Source organism: Nocardioides marmoribigeumensis (assembly GCF_031458325.1).
In the GTDB taxonomy this organism is placed as follows: Bacteria; Actinomycetota; Actinomycetes; order Propionibacteriales; family Nocardioidaceae; genus Marmoricola_A; species Marmoricola_A marmoribigeumensis.
Genome location: NZ_JAVDYG010000001.1, coordinates 1,462,500 through 1,478,337, shown reverse-complemented (window position 1 = coordinate 1,478,337; position 15,838 = coordinate 1,462,500). Strand labels below are relative to the sequence as shown.

The following is a 15,838-nucleotide window of genomic DNA, read 5'->3' as shown; positions in this document are numbered from 1 at the left end:
GCTCCGTCTCGGAGCGGGCCCCGGCCCGGCACCTTGAGGAGGAGCCACCCATGAGCACCACGACCACCCCGGCCTCACCGGGCACGGGACCCGACGCCCCGGCCGCGCCCTCGGACGAGCGGGTCGGCAGCCACGCCCGTCTGGCCGCGGTCCTGCGGCGCCCGGCCGTCGGCGCCGCCGTCGCGGCCGTCATCATCTTCTGCTACTTCGCGTTCTCGACCAGCGCGTTCGCCGTGCCGGCCGGCGCGAGCACGTGGATCTTCACGTCCTCGTCGTTCGCGATCATGGCCGTGGCCGTCGCCCTGCTGATGATCGGCGGCGAGTTCGACCTCTCCGCCGGCGCGATGACCGGCTTCACCGGCCTGGTCACCGGCATCATGATGACCCACTGGGGCCTCAACGTCTGGCTGTCGATCCTGACCGCCCTCGTCCTTGCCCTCGCTCTCGGGTTCGTCAACGGCGTCCTGGTGATGAAGACCGGCCTGCCGAGCTTCATCGTCACCCTCGGCACCTTCTTCGTCCTCCGCGGTGTCGACCTGGCGGTCACCAAGCTGATCATCAACCAGGTCTCGGTGGTCAACTTCCAGGCCGCCGACGGCTACGACGCGGGCGCCCAGATCTTCGGCGCCAAGCTGCAGATCGACCTCGGCTGGCTGCCCTGGGTGCCCAACGACCAGTCGCCCTACCTCACGCTCTACTCCGCGACGTTCTGGGCGATCGTCGTGGTCATCGTCGCCACCTGGGTCCTGCAGCGCACGCGCCCCGGCAACTGGATCTTCGCCGTCGGCGGAGCCCAGGTCAGCTCGCGCCAGGTCGGCGTACCGGTCTTCAAGACCAAGATCGGGCTCTTCATGACCACGGCGTTCGCCGGCTGGCTGGTCGGGATGCTCAGCCTGTTCAAGACCACGACCGCCCAGTCGACCACCGGTGTCGGCCAGGAGTTCGTCTACATCATCTGCGCCGTCGTCGGCGGGTGCCTCCTCACCGGCGGCTACGGCTCCGCGATCGGCGCCGCCCTGGGCGCGCTGATCTACGGCATGGTCGGCCAGGGCATCGTCTACAGCGGCTGGGACAGCGACTGGCTCTACGCCTTCCTCGGCGTGATGCTGCTCGGCGCCGTCCTCGTCAACAACTGGGTCAAGGCACGAGCGGAGTCGATCCGATGAGCACCACCAACGAGAACGCCGACGCCGTCGAGGCCGCGGGCCGCGTGATCGAGTCACCCGCCAAGGGCTCGACCCTCATCGAGGTCCGCGACATCGGCAAGCGCTACGGCTCGGTCATCGCGCTGCGCGAGGTGAGCACGACCGTCAACGCGGGGGAGGTGACGTGCGTCCTGGGCGACAACGGCGCGGGCAAGTCGACCTTCATCAAGATCCTCGCGGGCGCCCACGCGCACAGCGACGGTCACCTGGTCGTCGACGGGGAGGACCGCAAGTTCGCCTCGCCGCGCGACGCCCTCGCCCTGGGCATCGCGACCGTCTACCAGGACCTCGCGGTCGTCCCGCTCATGCCGGTGTGGCGCAACTTCTTCCTCGGCTCCGAGATCACCAAGGGGTTCGGTCCCCTCAAGCGGCTCGACGTCGAGGAGATGAAGCGCATCACCAAGGCCGAGCTGGCCGCGATGGGCATCGACCTGCGCGACGTGGACCAGCCGATCGGCACGCTCTCCGGCGGTGAGCGCCAGTGCGTCGCCATCGCCCGCGCGGTGTACTTCGGCGCGCGCGTGCTCATCCTCGACGAGCCCACCGCCGCGCTCGGCGTGCGCCAGTCCGGGGTCGTGCTGAAGTACATCGCCAAGGCGCGCGACCGCGGCCTCGGCGTCATCTTCATCACCCACAACCCGCACCACGCCTATCCCGTGGGCGACCGGTTCATGCTGCTGCGCCGCGGTCGCAGCATCGGCAACTTCCCCAAGGCCGAGCTGCCGCTCGACGAGCTGGTCCAGATGATGGCCGGCGGTGCCGAGCTCGAGGCGCTCGGTCACGAGCTGGCGCGCGAGATGCCCGACTCCGACGTCGCGCGCTCGCTGCAGGACGAGGTCGCGGGCACGCTGCACACCGACCACCCCGACGCGCGGGGGGCGGGCGGCAGTGCCTGAGACTCATCGGCCCGTGCGCATCGGGGTCGTCGGCACCGGCGCGATGGGCACCTTCCACGTGCAGACGCTGGCGCGGTGGGTGCCCGGCGCGGAGGTCACCGCCGTCTTCGACGCCGACCTCGAGCGCGCCCGGCAGGTCGCCGGCGAGGTCCGCGCCCTCACCCTCGGGTCGGCCGAGGAGCTGGTCGAGCACCGGCACGTCGACGCGGTCGTCGTCGCCGCCCCCGACCCGCTCCACGAGGAGCTCGCCCTGGCGTGCCTCGCCGCCGGACGCCCCGCCCTGCTGGAGAAGCCGCTCGCCACGACGATGGACGGCGCGAGACGGGTCGTCGACGCCGAGGTCGCCTCGGGGCGCCGGCTCCTCCAGCTGGGGTTCATGCGCCGCTACGACGCCGCCTTCCTGCAGCTGCGCGAGGCCGTCCTGTCCGGTGCCGTGGGCGAGGTCCGCGCGGCCCACTGCGTCCACCGCAACGCCGCCGCGCACCCGTCGGCGACCTCCGCGGGCGTGCTGGTCAACTCGATGATCCACGAGTTCGACAGCGTGCCCTGGCTGCTCGACGACCCCGTCCACGCCGTGACCGTGCACGCGCCGCGCGTCCCCGACGGCGCGTTGCAGGACGTCCAGGTCGCCGTGCTCGAGACCCAGGCGGGTCGAGTGGTGACCGTCGAGGTCTCGGTCAACGCCCGCTACGGCTACGACGTCCGCACCGAGGTCGTCGGCACCGAGGGCACCGTCTCGCTCACCCCGCCGTACGGCGTCGCGTTCCGCCGCGACCGGATGGACGGCGTCGCGGTCGGCGACGACTTCGTGGCGCGCTTCGCCGACGCCTACCGCGTCGAGCTCCACTCCTGGGTGGAGTCGGTCCGCGGCGGGGCGCCCACCGGGCCCTCGGCCTGGGACGGCTACCTGGCCAACCAGGTCGCCTTCGCGGCCGTCGACTCCCTCGGCGGGGCCGGCCGGGTGGAGGTCGGCCGCGGGGAGCGCCCGGAGATCTACGCCGGCTCCTGAGGCCGGCTCACGAGGAGGACCCATGTCCGAGGACGACCGCGAGATCGGTGTCGGCGTCATCGGTGCCGGCTGGCTGGGCGACGTGCACGTCCGCGCCTGGGCGCGCCTGCGCCACCACTACCCGGACCTTCCGGTCACCGCGCGCTTCGTCGCGGTCGCCGACAGCGTCCCGACCGCGCTGGCCGGTGCGCAGCGCAAGCACGGCTTCGCGACGGCGTACGCCGACTGGCGCGACCTGCTCGCCGACCCTCGGGTCGACGTGGTGTCGGTAACCGCGCCCAACGCGCTGCACCGCGAGATCGGCGTGGCGGTGGCCGAGGCCGGCAAGCACCTGTGGATCGAGAAGCCGGTCGGCCTCTCGCCGGCCGACGCGGAGGCCGTGGCGGACGCCGTCGGCGCGGCGGGGGTGCAGGGCACGGTGGGCTTCAACTACCGCGCCGTCCCCGCGGTGGCCCGTCTCCGCGACCTGGTCGCCGGAGGGGCGATCGGCACGCCGACCCACGCGCGCGTGGTGCTGCTCAGCGACTACGCCGCCCACCCCCTCGCCCTGCTGACCTGGCGCTACACGCTGGCCTCCGGCGGTCACGGGGTCCTCGGCGACCTCGCGTCGCACGCGGTGGACCTGACCCGCTTCGTGCTGGGCGACCTCGAGCGCCTGGTGGCCGAGACCGCCGTGTTCGTCTCCGAGCGGCCGCGCGTGCCCGAGGGTGCCGCGACCTACGGCCACGCGCTGGGTGGCGACGGCGACCCGACCGGCACCGTGGAGAACGAGGACTTCGTCAGCGCCCTGGCCCGCACCCGGTCGGGGGTCCTGGTGAGCCTGGAGTGCAGCCGGGTCGCGGTGGGCGAGCAGAACCACTACGCGGTCGAGGTCCACGGCACGCACGGGCTGGTGTCGTGGGACTTCCGCACCCAGGGGGAGCTCCTGCTCTCCGCGGGCGACCGCTTCGTGGACCAGCCGACGCAGCGCGTGCTCGTCGGCACGGAGTCCGGCGACCTCGGTCGCTTCCAGCCGGGCGCGGGCAACGCGATGAGCTACGACGACACCAAGGTGATCGAGCTCGCGGGGTTCGTCCGCTCGGTGCTCTCGGGCAAGGCCGAGGGACCGCAGCTCGTCGACGCGGTCGCCTCCGCCCAGGCGCTGGACGCCATGGTGCGCTCGGCCGCCGGGGCCGGCTGGGTCGACGTACCCCGGCTCAGGGCGTGAGCAGGTCGATCTCGAAGCTGTAGCGGGAGGCTGCGTAGACATGGGTGCCGTACTCCACCGCCGCACCGTGGTCGTCGTACGCCGTGCGCTGCATCGTGAGCAGGGCGGCGCCCCTCGGCTCGCCGAGCTGGCGGGACTCTGCCGCCGTGGCCGTGCGCGCGCCGATGGTCTGGGTGGCGCTGTGCAGGACGACCCCGCGCGTGCGCAGCACCTGGTAGAGGCCCTGGTCGGCGAGCACGTCGGGGTCGAGGTCGGCGAAGCGCTCGGGCAGGTAGTTGGTCATCCGCGCGATCGGTCGCTCGTTGGCCGACCGGAGCCGGTCGAGCCGTGCCACGAGGGAGCCGACCGTGACGCCCAGCCGGGCGGCGACGTCCTCGTCGGCCTCGGCCGTCCCGAACGACAGCAGCTCGGTGGTCGGCTTCTGGCCGGAGGCGCTGAGGTCCTCGTAGAGCGAGGTGAGCTCGAGCTGGCGACGCACCTTGGGCTGCACGACCCGCGTGCCGATCCCGCGCCGCCGGACGATGAGGCCCTTGTCGACCAGGTGCTGCATCGCCCGACGCATCGTCGGGCGCGACAGCCCGAGCTCGTCGGCGAGCTGGATCTCGTTGTGGAACAGGGTGCCCGGCGGGATCGTCCCGTCGATGATCGCGTGCTCCAGGTGCTGGGCGACCTGGAAGTAGAGCGGCACCGGGCTGCTCCGGTCGAGCGTGAACGGGGGCACGGGGACGGTGCCGGAGGACGCGGGCATGGCCCTCATCATGTCAGGACTTTCTGTCATGTGGACCGGGATCGGCCGCCGGTGATGGTCGAGACAGGCAGGCCCCGCAGGGTTGATTAGTTAGTTTGTTAGGACATAGTATCGAACCCGAACGACACCGACGTGAAGGGAGCCCGCCGTGGCCCTCGTGCAGCACTGGATCGCAGGCAAGCCGACCACCGGTCGCTCCGACCGCACCGCCCCGGTCTTCGACCCGGCCACCGGGCAGCAGACCAAGGAGGTGCTGCTGGCCGACGCCGTCGACGTGGACGCGGCGGTCGCGGCCGCCAAGGACGCCTTCCCGGCGTGGTCGCAGACCTCCATCAGCAAGCGCACCAAGGTTCTCTTCGCCTTCCGCGAGCTGCTCAACCAGCACGCCGCCGAGGTCGCCGAGCTGATCACCGACGAGCACGGCAAGGTGCTCTCCGACGCGCTCGGTGAGGTGCAGCGCGGCCTCGAGGTCGTCGAGTTCGCCTGCGGCATCCCGAGCCTGCTCAAGGGCGACTACTCCGACAACGTCTCCAGCGACGTGGACACCTTCTCGTTCCGCGAGCCGCTGGGCGTCGTCGCCGGCATCACGCCGTTCAACTTCCCGGCCATGGTGCCGATGTGGATGTTCCCCGTCGCCATCGCGTGCGGCAACACCTTCGTGCTCAAGCCGAGCGAGCGCGACCCCTCCGCCAGCATCCGCATCGCCGAGCTGTGGCAGGAGGCCGGGCTCCCCGACGGCGTCTTCAACGTGGTGCACGGCGACAAGCTCGCCGTCGACACGCTGCTCGACCACGAGGACGTCGCCGCGATCTCGTTCGTCGGCTCGACCCCGATCGCGAAGTACATCCACGAGCGCGCCAGCGCCAACGGCAAGCGCGTGCAGGCCCTCGGCGGCGCCAAGAACCACGCGATCATCCTCCCGGACGCCGACATCGACTTCGCCGCGGACCACCTCGCCGCCGCGGCCTTCGGCTCGGCCGGCGAGCGCTGCATGGCGCTCTCCGCCGCGGTCGCGGTCGGCTCCGCCGCCGACGCGATCGTCGCCGCCGTCTCCGACCGGGCCCGCGCGGTCAAGGTCGGCGCCGGGCGCGCCGACGGCAGCGAGATGGGGCCGGTCGTGACCAAGCAGGCGCAGGAGCGGATCCTCGGCCTGATCGGCACCGGCGAGCAGCAGGGCGCCACCATCGCGGTCGACGGCCGCGACTGCTCGGTCGAGGGCTACGAGGACGGCTTCTTCGTCGGCCCCACGGTCATCGACCAGGTCAGCACCGAGATGGACGTCTACAACGAGGAGATCTTCGGCCCCGTGCTGTCGGTCGTCCGCGCCGACACCGTCGACGAGGCGATCGCCCTGATCAACGCCAACCCCTACGGCAACGGCACGGCGATCTTCACCAACAGCGGCGAGGCCGCTCGTCGCTTCCAGCGCGGGGTGCACGTCGGCATGATCGGCATCAACGTGCCCGTCCCGGTGCCGATGGCGTTCTACTCCTTCGGCGGGTGGAAGGCCTCGCTGTTCGGCGACAAGCACGTGCACGGTCCCGAGGGCGTCAGCTTCTACACCCGCGCCAAGGTGGTCACCGCCCGCTGGCCCCACGTGGACCACGCCAGCGACGCCAGCTTCCACTTCCCGACGGCGAAGTGACGCGTCTGCCATGAACGACCAGCAGCCGGCGGGCCTCGAGCTCCTCACCGTCGGACGGGTGGGGGTCGACCTCTACCCCCTCCAGACGGGGCCGCTCAAGGACGTCTCGACGTTCCAGAAGTTCCTCGGCGGCACCGCCACCAACGTCGCGGTCGCCGCCTCCCGGCTGGGCCGGCGTACGGCGGTGCTCACCAAGGTGGGCCCCGACGGCTTCGGTGACTACGTGCGCGAGGCCCTGCGGGGCTTCGGCGTCGACCCGGCGTACGTCGGCACGAGCGACTCGCTCAAGACCCCCGTCGTCTTCTGCGAGCTCGACCCGCCGGAGGACCCCCCGCTGCTGTTCTACCGCGACCCCGTCGCGCCCGACCTGACCCTGGTCGACGCCGACGTGCCGTGGGACGTCGTGCGGGACGTGCCGATCCTCTGGGTGACCGGGACCGGGGTCTCCGTCGAGCCGGCACGCTCGACGCAGCTGCGCATGCTGGAGCACCGCGGTCGTCCCGCGGCCGGCTCGGGCAGGCACACCGTGCTCGACCTCGACTGGCGCGCGATGTTCTGGCCGTCCCCGCGGGAGGCGCGCGAGGAGTACACCGCGATGCTGAGGGACGTCACCGTCGTCGTAGGCAACCGCGACGAGGTCGAGGTCGCCGTCGGCACCCGCGACGCCGACCGGGCCGCCGACCGGCTGCTCGAGGCCGGTGTCGAGCTGGCGCTGGTCAAGAAGGGCGGCGAGGGCGTCCTGGTCGCGACCGCCGACGGCCGCACCGTCGTGCCGCCCCACCCGGTCGAGGTCGTCTGCGGCCTCGGCGCGGGCGACGCCTTCGGCGGCTCACTGGTCCATGGCCTCCTGGCCGGCTGGGAGCCGGCCCGCATCGCCGAGCTGGCCAACGTGGCCGGCGCCGTCGTCGCCTCGCGGCTGGCCTGCGCCGACGCGATGCCCACCCTGCAGGAGCTCGAGGAGCTCCTGGCCACGCAAGGAGCCTCGGCATGAGCACCATCACGACGGCAGGGCCGGTCGCGGGGCCCCGGCTGACCGACGAGCAGTGGTCCGAGCTGCTGCGCGTGCGCGCCACCGACCCGGGCGCGGTCGCCGAGGCCTACGCCGCCCGCCGGCGCGCGGACCGGCTGCTGTCGGCGAAGGACACCTTGTTCCTCGTCGCCGCCGACCACCCGGCCCGCGGCGCCCTCGGCACCGGGGGAGACCCGATGGCGATGGCCGACCGGCGCTCGCTGCTCGCGCGGCTGGTCGTGGCGCTGCAGGACCCCGAGGTCGACGGCGTGCTCGGCACCCCCGACGTGGTCGAGGAGCTGCTGCTGCTCGGAGCGCTCGAGGGCAAGGTCGTCATCGGCTCGATGAACCGCGGCGGTCTCGACGGCGCCGACTGGACGATGGACGACCGGTTCACCGGCTACGACGCGGCCAGCATCGCGGCGTTCGGGCTCGACGGCGGCAAGATGCTGCTGCGCCTCGACGACAAGGACCCCGGCACGGCCAGCACGATCGAGGGCTGTGCCCGTGCGGTCGCCGAGCTCGCGAGCCACCGCCTGATGGCGATGGTCGAGCCGCTGCCCTACCACCGCGAGGACGACGGCAGCCTCACCCTCCTCAAGGACACCCGTTCGCTCGCCCGGGCGGTCACGGTCGCCTCCGGTCTCGGCACCACCAGCGCCTACACCTGGCTCAAGATGCCGTCCTGCGACGACCCGGAGGCCGTGTTCGCCTCGACGACCCTGCCGTGCGTGGTGCTCGGCGGGGTGCCGGGCCCGGACCCGGCCGCCGACCTGGACTCGTGGGGTCGCGCGCTGGTGCAGCCCACCGTCCGCGGCCTGGTCGTCGGCCGCGCCCTGCTCTACCCGCCCGACGGCGACGTCGCCCGCGCGGTCGCCTCCGCCGCGTCCGTCCTGGTCGCGGCCCGGGAGCGCTGATGACCCTCCACCGCGCCTACGCCGACGACGGCGGCCCCATGGTCGTCTCGATCACGCCCGAGGACGCCGGCTGGGCGTGGACCGGCCTCCGGGTGCTCCGGCTGCTGCCCGGTGAGCCGACCACGGTCGAGACCGGCGACAGCGAGATCTTCGTGCTGCCGCTCGCCGGCGGGCTCACCGTCGACGTCGAGGGCGAGGACCGGTTCGTCCTGCAGGGCAGGGAGTCCGTCTTCACCCGCGTCACCGACTTCGCCTACGTCGGCCGCGACTCCGTGGCCGTCCTCACCAGCGCGGCCGGGGCCGAGGTGGCGCTGCCGTCCTCGGTCTGCGGGCGCAAGCTGCCCTCGGCCTTCGGCTCCGCCGAGGACGTGCCGGTCGAGGTGCGCGGGGCGGGCAACGCGACCCGTCAGGTCACCAACTTCGGCGTGCCGGGCGTGTGGGACCACGCCGACAAGCTGATCTGCTGCGAGCTGGTCACCCCGCCGGGCAACTGGTCGTCGTACCCCCCGCACAAGCACGACGCGAGCGAGCCGTGCCCGGTGGTCAACGAGGAGATCTACTACTACCGGATCGCCGGCAGCGACCAGGTGACGCCGTCGCGCGACGGCTTCGGCTACCACCACACCTTCACCGGGCCCGAGCACGAGAGGGCGGGGCTGTTCGCGATCGACGAGATCGCGCAGGTGCGCGACCACGACGTGGTGCTCGTGCCCCACGGCTACCACGGTCCGTGCGTCGCGGCGCCTGGCTACCCGATGTACTACCTCAACGTCATGGCCGGCCCCGCCGACGAGCGGGAGCTGGCGTTCTGCGACGACCCGACGCACGGTTGGGTCAGGGGCACCTGGGACGGCATGGAGACCGACCCCCGGTGCCCCGTCACCTCGGCCGACGGGAGAGTCCAGTGAGCAGCACCATCCGCCTGACCACCGCCCAGGCGCTCGTGAGGTGGATGACCGCCCAGCGCTCCGAGCTGCTCGACGGCACGGTCGTGCCGCTGTTCGCCGGCGTCTTCGGCATCTTCGGTCACGGCAACGTGCTCGGGCTGGGCACCGCGCTGCACGAGGTCGCCGACGAGCTGCCCACCTGGAGGGGGCAGAACGAGCAGGGCATGGCGCTGGCCGCGGTCGCCTACGCCCGCGCGACCGACCGCCGCCAGGTGATGGCCGCGACCTCCTCGATCGGCCCCGGCGCGCTCAACATGGTCACCGCCGCGGGCCTCGCGCACGCCAACCGGCTGCCCGTGCTGCTGCTGCCCGGCGACACCTTCGTCGGCCGCGCACCCGACCCGGTGCTCCAGCAGGTCGAGCACTTCGGTGACCCCACGACCACCGTCAACGACGCGTTCCGCCCGGTCTCGCGCTATTTCGACCGGATCACCAAGCCGGAGCAGCTGATCGCCACGCTGCCCCAGGTGGCGCGCGTGCTCACCGACCCCGCCGACTGCGGCCCGGTGACCCTGGCCCTGCCGCAGGACGTGCAGGCCGAGGAGCTCGACTTCCCGGCCGCGATGTTCGAGGTGCGCGTGCACCGCACGCCCCGCCCCCGGCCCGACACCCGCGCGCTGGCCGAGGCCGCAGAGGTGCTCGCGCACGCGGAGCGTCCGCTGCTCGTGCTCGGCGGCGGTGCCCGCTACTCCGGTGCGGGCGCCGAGGCGATCGCGTTCGCCGAGAAGCACCAGGTGCCCGTCGTCGAGACCGTCGCCGGCCGCACGCTCGTCCCGCACGACCACCCGCTCTACGGCGGCGCGCTGGGCATCGTCGGCTCCGCCTCGGCCAACACCCTGGCCCTGGAGGCCGACGTCGTCCTCGCCGTGGGCACGCGCCTGCAGGACTTCACCACCTCGTCGTGGACGGGCTTCGCCCCCGACGTGCGGCTCGTGACGGTCAACGCCGCGCGCTTCGACGCGGTGAAGCACAACGCGCTCGCGGTGACCGGCGACGCGCGCGAGACGCTGGTCGAGCTCTCCGAGGCGGCCGGCGACGCCCGCTCCTCAGCGGCCTGGGTCGCGCGCACCTCGGAGGTCAAGGGCCGGTGGGACGCGGAGATCGACCGCCTGCGAGCCGGCGTCGGACCCGCCGGGGTGCTCACCTACGCGACGGTCACCGGGGTGGTCAACGACGAGTCGACCCCCGACGACTACGTGCTCACCGCGTCGGGCGGCATGCCCGGCGAGCTCCACGGCGGCTGGCGCACCGGCGAGGTGAAGCACGGCACCTCCTCCACCTCCGGCGCGACGATGGACCTGGAGTACGGCTTCTCGTGCATGGGCTATGAGGTCGTCGCGCCCTGGGGTGCGGCCATGGCGCGCGAGCGCACCCACCCCGACGGCCTGGTCACCTCGATCTTCGGCGACGGCTCCTACCTGATGCTCAACTCCGAGCTCTACAGCGCCGCGTTCTCCGGGCACCCCTATGTCGCGGTCGTGTGCGACAACGGGGGCTTCGCGGTCATCCACCGGCTGCAGACCGGCCAGGGTGCCGCCGGGTTCAACAACCTGCTCTCGGACTCGCGGGGCCCCGGGGCCGGCGAGGGCGGTGTCCGCGTGGACTTCGCCGCCCACGCGGCCTCGCTGGGCGCCCACGTCGAGGACGTGCCGTTCGGCTCGTCCGCCGAGGACTTCCGGGCGGCCTACCTCCGCGCCCGCGAGGCCGCTCGCGCCCAGCGGCGTCCCGCAGTCGTCAGCTGCAAGGTCGCGGAGTCCTCGTGGACCGAGTCGGGGGCCTGGTGGGAGACCGGCGTGCCGGGCTCGCTGGCCGGCCACACGTCGTACGCCGAGGCCAAGCAGCGCCAGGTGCGCTGGCTGTGACGTGCCGGACTCAGGCGACCGAGCTCATCAGCTGGAGCGCCTCGCGGTCGTAGGCGGCGACCAGCCGCTCGACGCGCGGGGTGTCCTCGTCGGCGACCGCGACGTTGACGGCGTGGACGTAGTCGTCGTGCAGCGCTGCCAGACGGCTGCTCAGGGTGTCGGTCATGCGGGGTCCCTCCCGTGCGCGTGGATTGGTTGACACGTCAATCATACGTGCCGAAGGTCCCGAACGAGACTCCGCACGTGGTGACGTCGGGCACCCGCCCGGGTGCCGGTCAGCGAGCGAGCCGGGCGGCCAGGTTGCCCAGGGTCGCGCGGAGGGCGGCCTCGTGCACGAGGTGGTCGATGCCGGGCGGGACGCCGGTCGCGGTCGCCTCGACCCGTGAGCCGCCGACCGCGGGCAGGACCGACCAGGTCATCCGCATCGTGCCGGCGTACGCCGGGTCGCCGGACTCGAAGTCGACCTCCTGCACGACGCGGTCCGGGTCCACCGACCCGAACCGCACGTCGACGACGTCGGTGTCGTCGGTGGTCTTGCCGCCGCCGGCAGGGTGGGTGAGCACCAGGCGGTAGGACCCGCCCGGCCGCGCGTCGTAGGACTCGAACCGCCCGGTCATCCCGTCCGGGGGCAGCCACTCGACCAGGGCGTCCGGGTCGAGCAGGGCGGTCATGGTGTCGTCCGCGTCGGCCGGGACGACCGCGGACGCCGAGTCCGGCGGCCGTCCGGGCTGCAGCGCGGTCGCCAGCGAGGGAGCGAGGTCGAGGCGGGGCAGCAGCGTCGCCTGGAACGCGTGGTAGACGTCGGGCTTGCCGTCCCACGTCCCGGCGGCGGGCTCCAGCGACGGCGACAGCTCGTGCCACCACGACCCGCCCTCGAGGTCGACGAACGACGAGCGGACGTGGGCCCACCAGTCCGCGTGGTGCGCGGCGTAGTCCTCCCGGCCGGTCACCCGCCACAGCGCGGCGGCCGACGCGACCGCTTCGGCCGCGACCCAGTGCATCCGCTGGCGTACGACGGGCCGCCCGCTCCAGTCGACGGTGTAGACGAAGCCGGGTGCCCCGTCGGCGTGCCACCCGTCCCGGACCCCGGACCCGAACAGCGCGGCGGCCGGCGCCACCAGGTCGAGCCCGGCCGTCGCGCCGAGCTGGAGGGCGAGCCGCGCCCACTCGAACCAGTGCCCGACCGTGCCGCCGTAGGGACGGAAGGGGTGGGCGGGGTCGTCCCGGTTGTAGTCGAGCAAGGGCTCCCAGCCCTCGGTGAAGTGCTCGGGCAGCCGCCACCCGTGGGCGGAGGCGAACCCCAGCGCCCGCTCGGTGATCGCCCGGGCGCGGTCGAGCAGCGCGGTGTCGCCGGTGACGTCGTGGGCGGCGAGCAGCGCCTCGACGCCGTGCATGTTGGAGTTGAGCCCGCGGTAGGGGTCGATGGTCGTGAACGCCTCGTCCCACTCGTCGACCAGCATCTGCGCAGCCGGGTCCCAGAAGCGGTCGAGCACGTCCAGCGCCTCGTCGAGCAGCGCGCGGGCCCCGGGGCGGCCGGTGGCCGTGGCGGAGGCGGCGGCGAGGACCACGAACGCGTGACCGTAGGCCTCCTTGGTGCGCGAGGCGGGCTCGACGGAGCTGAACCAGCCGCCGTGGGTGGCGTCGCGCAGGGGACCCCACAGCGACGCGACCCCGTGGTCCACCAGGGACTCGTCGCCGGAGCCACGCAGCGTGGCCAGGGCCAGGACGTGGGTCATCCGGCAGGTCACCCACAGCTCCACCCGGGCCGGGTCGGGCCGCCCGGACGGGCCGAGCCAGCCGAAGCCCGCGGGCACGCGCGAGTCCCGCGCGGACCCGAGCAGGCGCGCGCCCTCCTCGTCGAGCCAGGCCGCCGTGGGCCCGCCCGGTGGTGGGGGGAGCAGCGCGGAGGGGATCAGCCCTCCAGGCGCAGGGCGGAGACGGGGCACGCCTCGACGGCTGCCTTGACGTAGGTGCGCTCGGACTCCTCGGGGGAGTCGTCGAGGACCTTGACGAAGCCGTCGTCGCCCACCTCGAAGTAGTCGTCGGCGGTGGCCTCGCACATGCCGATGCCCTCGCAGACGGTGTGGTCGGCGTGGATCCTCATCTGTTCCTCCTCCGGGGACGGGTGCTCCTCGAGCGTGGCAGATCGCGGTGGCCGATGGGGCGTCCGGTGAGCAGCGCCACGTCGGTCCCCGGCGTCACGCGGGCTGTCGCAGCGGCAGGCCCGCCGCGGTGTAGATCGCGTCGATCGCCCGCATCTGGGCCACCGCGTCCGCCCCGTCGGTCGGCACCGGCGCCCCCTCGCGGACAGCGCGGACGAACGCGGCCAGCTGGCCGTCGTACGTCGTGGGGGTGCGGGGGAAGCTCTTCGCGCGGCGGCCGCGGGGGGAGACGACCTCGATCCGGTTGTGCACGGTCGGCTGGACGAACCCCTCGACGCGGATCGAGCCCTGCGTGCCGACGACCAGCGCCCCGGACCCGCGACCGCGCCGCGAGAGCATCGCCGAGGCCATGCGGCCCTCGACGGTCCCGCGGTGGAACGGTCCGTCGGTGAAGCGCAGGTGCGCCAGCATCGTGCGGTCGACCGCCGGCGTGCGCTCGATCGCCTCGGCGCTGACGACCTCCGGCTCGCCGGCGACCGTGCGCATGAGGTGCAGGGGGTAGGTGCCGATGTCCATCAGCGAGCCTCCGGCGAGCTCGAGCTTCCACCGGATGTCGTCGGGCCGGTTGATGCGCGCGCGGAACCACGCGTCGACCGACCGCAGCTCACCGATCTCCCGGCGCTCCAGCAGCTCGACGAGCCGCTCCACGAGCGGGTGGTAGCGGTGGTGGAACGCCTCCATCACCACCAGGCCCGTGCGTTCGGCGACGGCGACGACCTCGGCGGCCTCGTCGCCGTTGGCCGTGAACGGCTTCTCGCAGAGCACGTGCTTGCCGGCCCCGAGCGCCGCCTTGGTCCAGCGGCCGTGCAGCGCCATCGGGAGCGGGTTGTAGACCACGTCGAGGTCGGGGTCGCCCACGAGGGCCTCGTAGTCGGGCAGCACCCGCGGGATGCCGTGCCGCTCGGCATAGGCCCGGGCCGTCGCCTCGTCGCGGGCCGCGACGGCGGTGACCTCGACGTCCGGGTGCAGCAGCGCGGGGGCGAGGAGGGCCTTGGGGGCGATCTTGGCGGCGCCGAGGACACCGACACGGAGGGGAGCAACCACGTCGGGACGCTACCCGCGGGGCCGGGACCGGAACCCGACTCACGCCCCGCCGCTGCGTGAGGGACGGGGCGTGAGTGACGGGCTGGGTTCCAGGTAACCGCAGTCTGGGGGTCCCAACCTCACCCCAAGGGGTCGAACTCCTAGGCTCTGATCGTGACCACCCCGCGCGCGTTCTCCGAGGTCTCCGCCGTCACCCGCACCGACGACCACCGCTTCGCCGCCGAGGTCGACCCCGAGTGGTCGGTGCTGGGCAAGCCCAACGGCGGTTACCTCGTGGCCCTCATGGCCCGTGCTGCCGCGGAGGTCAGCACCCACGACCACGTCCTCGCCGCAAGCAGCCACTTCCTGGCCTCGCCCGACCCCGGGCCGGTCGAGATCGACGTCGAGCCGCTGCGCGAGGGCCGCTCCACCGGGCAGAGCCGCGTCCGGCTGCGCCGCGAGGACCGGGTCTTCGTCGAGGCGCTGATGACGATCGGTCCGATCGACCCGTCCGCCGAGGACCGCTGGGCCGGGGGCGTGCCCGAGCCGGGCACCACGTCGTACGACGACAGCGTGCGGCTGCAGCCCACCGACTTCCGCGTGGCGATGATGGACCAGGTCGACCTGCGCATCGACCCCGACACCGCCGGGTTCATGCGCGGGGAGCCGAGCGACCGCGGTGAGCTGAGGGGCTGGCTCGCGCTGTCGGGCGGCGAGGACTTCGACCCGGTCTCGCTGCACTTCGCCCTCGACGCCTTCCCGCCGGCGACCTTCGACGTGCAGATGTCGGGCTGGGTGCCGACCCTCGAGCTCACCACCTATGTCCGCGGCCTCCCCGCCCCGGGTCCCCTGCGCGTGCAGCAGAAGGCCCGTCTGGTCCGGGACGACCGGCTCGACGAGGCCTGCTTCGTGTGGGACACGAAGGGCCGGCTGGTGGGGCAGTCCACCCAGCTCGCGATGATCCGGCTGTGAGCCCTCCGAGGCAGGCCGGCCGGCTCAGCACCTTTGTGTCGACTGGCGATCGGGCCTCAATCGCCCGTCCGGTCATTTCCCCGTAGTCATCCCCGACTAGACCAGTGCGGGACCCTTCCGCGAGATGAGGGCCGATCGTCCCTATCGCCATCGGGCCCGCGTCCCGAATGATCAGGTCTTGTCGTTCCGCTCTGTGCGGCGACGCTGCGGGACTGGGAGACAGTTCCGCCCTGGAG

At 73.1% G+C, this 15,838-nt stretch carries 15 protein-coding genes; 10 read left to right on the top strand and 5 right to left on the bottom strand.

Going from position 1 to position 15,838, the window contains the following annotated elements:
• The first annotated feature begins 50 nt into the window (after positions 1-50).
• From J2S63_RS06970 to J2S63_RS06955, 4 genes are read left to right on the top strand one after another with little or no spacing between them, the layout of a single operon-like run.
• Positions 51-1,166: an ABC transporter permease gene (locus tag J2S63_RS06970; RefSeq protein WP_310300397.1), complete on the top strand. Its 1,116-nt coding sequence runs from the start codon at positions 51-53 to the stop codon at positions 1,164-1,166.
• Positions 1,163-2,101 carry an ATP-binding cassette domain-containing protein gene (locus tag J2S63_RS06965; RefSeq protein ID WP_310300394.1) on the top strand — a complete coding sequence of 313 codons (939 nt, stop codon included), beginning with the start codon at positions 1,163-1,165 and terminating at the stop codon, positions 2,099-2,101. The genes J2S63_RS06970 and J2S63_RS06965 overlap by 4 nt, the downstream gene beginning before the upstream one ends.
• A gap of 13 nt (positions 2,102-2,114) precedes the next feature.
• Positions 2,115-3,110 carry a Gfo/Idh/MocA family protein gene (locus tag J2S63_RS06960; protein WP_310300391.1) on the top strand — a complete coding sequence of 332 codons (996 nt, stop codon included), beginning with the start codon at positions 2,115-2,117 and terminating at the stop codon, positions 3,108-3,110.
• A gap of 22 nt (positions 3,111-3,132) precedes the next feature.
• Positions 3,133-4,317 (top strand): Gfo/Idh/MocA family protein, encoded by a 1,185-nt coding sequence (locus tag J2S63_RS06955; RefSeq protein ID WP_310300388.1) that lies wholly within the window; start codon positions 3,133-3,135, stop codon positions 4,315-4,317.
• On the opposite strand, the gene J2S63_RS06950 is transcribed toward J2S63_RS06955, so the two are convergent.
• On the bottom strand, positions 4,307-5,065 hold the full coding sequence (locus tag J2S63_RS06950; protein WP_310300385.1) for a GntR family transcriptional regulator: 759 nt from the start codon (positions 5,063-5,065) through the stop codon (positions 4,307-4,309). The genes J2S63_RS06955 and J2S63_RS06950 overlap by 11 nt on opposite strands.
• A gap of 148 nt (positions 5,066-5,213) precedes the next feature.
• Here J2S63_RS06950 and J2S63_RS06945 point away from each other — a divergent pair, with 148 nt between their 5' ends.
• The 5 genes from J2S63_RS06945 to iolD are packed head-to-tail and all read left to right on the top strand — an operon-like array spanning position 5,214 to position 11,445.
• The gene (locus J2S63_RS06945) at positions 5,214-6,710 is read left to right on the top strand and encodes a CoA-acylating methylmalonate-semialdehyde dehydrogenase (RefSeq protein ID WP_374725107.1); all 1,497 of its coding nucleotides are present in this window, start codon (positions 5,214-5,216) and stop codon (positions 6,708-6,710) included.
• Between the two features lie 10 nt (positions 6,711-6,720).
• Entirely contained in the window at positions 6,721-7,701 is a 981-nt protein-coding gene (iolC, locus tag J2S63_RS06940; RefSeq protein WP_310300383.1) for a 5-dehydro-2-deoxygluconokinase, read from the top strand.
• Complete coding sequence (locus tag J2S63_RS06935; protein WP_310300381.1) at positions 7,698-8,636, top strand: Cgl0159 family (beta/alpha)8-fold protein; 939 nt, start codon at positions 7,698-7,700, stop codon at positions 8,634-8,636. The genes iolC and J2S63_RS06935 overlap by 4 nt, the downstream gene beginning before the upstream one ends.
• Positions 8,636-9,544 (top strand): 5-deoxy-glucuronate isomerase, encoded by a 909-nt coding sequence (gene iolB, locus J2S63_RS06930; protein ID WP_310300378.1) that lies wholly within the window; start codon positions 8,636-8,638, stop codon positions 9,542-9,544. The genes J2S63_RS06935 and iolB overlap by 1 nt, the downstream gene beginning before the upstream one ends.
• Positions 9,541-11,445 carry a 3D-(3,5/4)-trihydroxycyclohexane-1,2-dione acylhydrolase (decyclizing) gene (iolD, locus tag J2S63_RS06925; protein ID WP_310300375.1) on the top strand — a complete coding sequence of 635 codons (1,905 nt, stop codon included), beginning with the start codon at positions 9,541-9,543 and terminating at the stop codon, positions 11,443-11,445. The genes iolB and iolD overlap by 4 nt, the downstream gene beginning before the upstream one ends.
• A 10-nt stretch (positions 11,446-11,455) precedes the next feature.
• Here the strand turns inward: iolD and J2S63_RS06920 are convergent, their stop codons facing one another.
• The 4 genes from J2S63_RS06920 to J2S63_RS06905 all read right to left on the bottom strand — a co-directional run bounded on the left by J2S63_RS06920 (position 11,456) and on the right by J2S63_RS06905 (position 14,651).
• Positions 11,456-11,611: a hypothetical protein gene (locus tag J2S63_RS06920; protein WP_310300372.1), complete on the bottom strand. Its 156-nt coding sequence runs from the start codon at positions 11,609-11,611 to the stop codon at positions 11,456-11,458.
• A gap of 109 nt (positions 11,612-11,720) precedes the next feature.
• Complete coding sequence (locus J2S63_RS06915; RefSeq protein WP_310300371.1) at positions 11,721-13,391, bottom strand: AGE family epimerase/isomerase; 1,671 nt, start codon at positions 13,389-13,391, stop codon at positions 11,721-11,723.
• Positions 13,358-13,549: a ferredoxin gene (locus tag J2S63_RS06910; RefSeq protein WP_310300368.1), complete on the bottom strand. Its 192-nt coding sequence runs from the start codon at positions 13,547-13,549 to the stop codon at positions 13,358-13,360. Before J2S63_RS06910 ends, J2S63_RS06915 begins: the two co-directional genes overlap by 34 nt.
• 94 nt (positions 13,550-13,643) lie before the next feature.
• A complete protein-coding gene (locus J2S63_RS06905; protein WP_310300365.1) occupies positions 13,644-14,651 on the bottom strand; it encodes a Gfo/Idh/MocA family protein in 1,008 nt (335 codons plus the stop codon).
• 153 nt (positions 14,652-14,804) lie between these two features.
• Between J2S63_RS06905 and J2S63_RS06900 the strand changes: the two genes are divergently transcribed.
• Positions 14,805-15,602, top strand: coding sequence for a thioesterase family protein (locus J2S63_RS06900; protein WP_310300362.1), 798 nt, complete (start codon positions 14,805-14,807; stop codon positions 15,600-15,602).
• Positions 15,603-15,838: the final 236 nt, after the last annotated feature.

Excerpts from the sequence above, each read along its gene's own strand:
- J2S63_RS06910 (WP_310300368.1), bottom strand. The coding sequence starts at position 13,549 with ATGAGGATCCACGCCGACCACACCGTCTGCGAGGGCATCGGCATGTGC.
- iolB (WP_310300378.1), top strand. The coding sequence starts at position 8,636 with ATGACCCTCCACCGCGCCTACGCCGACGACGGCGGCCCCATGGTCGTC.
- J2S63_RS06935 (WP_310300381.1), top strand. The coding sequence starts at position 7,698 with ATGAGCACCATCACGACGGCAGGGCCGGTCGCGGGGCCCCGGCTGACC.
- J2S63_RS06955 (WP_310300388.1), top strand. The coding sequence starts at position 3,133 with ATGTCCGAGGACGACCGCGAGATCGGTGTCGGCGTCATCGGTGCCGGC.
- J2S63_RS06920 (WP_310300372.1), bottom strand. The coding sequence starts at position 11,611 with ATGACCGACACCCTGAGCAGCCGTCTGGCAGCGCTGCACGACGACTAC.
- J2S63_RS06965 (WP_310300394.1), top strand. The coding sequence starts at position 1,163 with ATGAGCACCACCAACGAGAACGCCGACGCCGTCGAGGCCGCGGGCCGC.
- J2S63_RS06970 (WP_310300397.1), top strand. The coding sequence starts at position 51 with ATGAGCACCACGACCACCCCGGCCTCACCGGGCACGGGACCCGACGCC.
- J2S63_RS06950 (WP_310300385.1), bottom strand. The coding sequence starts at position 5,065 with ATGCCCGCGTCCTCCGGCACCGTCCCCGTGCCCCCGTTCACGCTCGAC.
- iolC (WP_310300383.1), top strand. The coding sequence starts at position 6,721 with ATGAACGACCAGCAGCCGGCGGGCCTCGAGCTCCTCACCGTCGGACGG.